The following is a 2340-nucleotide window of genomic DNA, read 5'->3' as shown; positions in this document are numbered from 1 at the left end:
GAGTTGGGGTGGGGCTGGGGCCTATTCCACACCGATGAGCAGCAGGGCACCCTGCCGGCCGCCCCGGTACACCACCGTGTCGACGGCGAGGTACGACTCCCGGACGTGTATCTCCAGGATGTCGGCGACGCTCGCGGGTGCCTCGTCGCCGAGGACGAGCGTGACGAGTTCACCGCCGGCCGCGAGCATGCGGTCGAGGACGGCCCGGGCGGTGGCCGTGACATCGGCGCCGATCACCGCCACATCGCCGTCGACGAGGCCCAGGACGTCCCCGGCCTGGCAGATCCCGGCCATGGTCCAGGACTGGCGTTCGGCGACGGCGACCTCGGCGTAGCGGGTCGCGCCCGCCGCCGAGGTCATGGAGACGACGTCCTCGTCGAAGCGGCGCTCCGGCTCGTGCACGGCGAGCGCCGCGATCCCCTGGACCGCGGAGCGCGTCGGGATCAGCGCGACCCGGATGCCCTCGGCCCGGGCCTGTTCGGCGGCAGCGGCGGCGGTGTGGCGCAGCTCGGCGTCATTGGGCAGCAGCACGACCTCACGCGCGTGTGCCCGCCGTACGGCCGCGACCAGCTCCCCGCTGGCGGGCGGCTCCCCGGGGCGCGCGAGCACGGTGGTCGCGCCGGCCTCGCCGTAGAGCCCGGCGAGCCCTTCCCCCGGCACCACGGCGACGACGGCCCGCTGCGCGCGCTCCCTGGGCGGCCGTTCGGCACCGGTGGTGTGGACGTCACCGAGCCCGAAGTGCGTGATCCGGATCCGGTACGGCCGGCCGGCCTCGACGCCCGCTTCCACGGCGGCGCCCGCGTCGTCCACGTGCACGTGGACGTTCCACAGGCCGTCGCCGCCGACCACGACGAGCGAGTCGCCGAGGGCGTCCAGCCGCTCCCGCAGCCGCGTCACGGCCGAGTCGTCGGCCTCCAGGAGGTAGATCACCTCGAAGGCGGGGCCGCCTTCCTGGAGAGCTTCCGGACCGTCCTCGCAGAGGGTGACGTCGGCGACATCGGAAGGGACGTCGAAAGCGCTGGAAGCCACATCGGCCTCCACGCGTGCGTGCGTCACATCAACGGCCACGCGTGCGTGCGCCCCGAAAACCGGCGACTCCCCCGTGAACGTCTCCACCAGCGCGGCCAGCACCGCCACCAGCCCCCGTCCGCCCGCGTCGACGACTCCCGCGCGCTGAAGGACGGCCAGCTGCCCCGGGGTCGCGGCCAGCGCCGCGCACGCTCCTTCGTAGGCGGCCCGTGCGACGGTCCCGCAGTCGCCGTCGGTGCCGTCGGCCGCGTCCGCCGCGGCCGAGGCGACCGAGAGGACCGTGCCCTCGACGGGGTGGGCCACCGCGTGCCGGGCGGAGTCGGCCGCGCGGCGCAGCGCGAGCCGTAGGCCTTCTCCGTCCGTGTGAGCCGTCTCACCGTCGGCGGCGAGGACCTGGGCCATGCCCCGGAGCAGCTGCGCGAGGATCGTCCCGGAGTTGCCGCGCGCCCCTATGAGCGCCCCGTGGGCCATCGCGCGGGCGGCGTCGGCCAGCGGCGGTTTCCGCCCGGTCAGGGTGCCGTGCCCGTCGAACACCGCGTCGACCGCGGTGACGGCGGACTCCATGGTCAGGTACAGGTTGGTGCCGGTGTCCCCGTCCGCCACCGGGTACACGTTGATCGCGTCGATCTCCTCGCGCGCACGCCCCAGCGACCGCAGCGCGAGCCCGCACCAGCTGCGCACCGCGAGAGCATCGAAGAATGTCTGCGGCACCTGCGCCTCCTTGAGCTGCTGGACTGGCAACGCAGCGTAGACCCCGGAGCGGCCCGGGCCCGAGGAGGGCCGGAGCGGGCCCCCGACCAGGCATGGTAGTTTCGTTGTACTGGCGCAGTCGTTGTATGCTGCTCCGGTTGCCCGATCCCGATCGGGCCATCCCCCCTGGCAGTGCCACTTCCAGATCCTACGATCTCGATCCCGGCATGCCGGGATCATCCGTAAGTGCATCTGTGCATCTGAAGTCTTTGGAGTGACCCGTGGCTGCCAACTGCGACGTCTGCGGCAAGGGGCCGGGCTTCGGCAACAACATCTCGCACTCGCACCGCCGTACGTCCCGTCGCTGGAACCCGAACATCCAGCGCGTCCGTACCGTGGTCAGTGGGACGCCGAAGCGCGTGAACGCTTGCACCTCGTGCATCAAGGCCGGCAAGGTCTCGCGCTGACGCACTGCTGAGCGCGCGGCCACTGCTGGTTCGCTGCATCGAGCCGGTCCACCTCGTGTGGGCCGGCTTTTTGCCGTGCTCTCTCAGCCGGCCCCCGCCTCGGACAGACGGCGTCTCAGGAAGCCCCGCGCCGCAGATCCCACCCGTGATCCAC

2 protein-coding genes are annotated in these 2340 nt (G+C 72.7%); one reads left to right on the top strand and one right to left on the bottom strand.

The window, feature by feature from the left end; translation table 11 throughout:
* Positions 1-21: 21 nt before the first annotated feature.
* Positions 22-1740 (bottom strand): DAK2 domain-containing protein, encoded by a 1719-nt coding sequence (locus tag AC31A1_RS50315; RefSeq protein ID WP_489659736.1) that lies wholly within the window; start codon positions 1738-1740, stop codon positions 22-24.
* A 260-nt stretch (positions 1741-2000) separates the two neighbouring features.
* Between AC31A1_RS50315 and rpmB the strand changes: the two genes are divergently transcribed.
* Positions 2001-2186, top strand: coding sequence for a 50S ribosomal protein L28 (gene rpmB, locus AC31A1_RS50310; protein ID WP_003973430.1), 186 nt, complete (start codon positions 2001-2003; stop codon positions 2184-2186).
* Positions 2187-2340: the final 154 nt, after the last annotated feature.

The sequence above is a fragment of the Streptomyces sp. P5F9 genome, assembly GCF_057961495.1.
The sequence above is the reverse complement of the archived record's forward strand: the minus strand, read 5'-3'. Positions and strand labels throughout refer to the sequence as shown.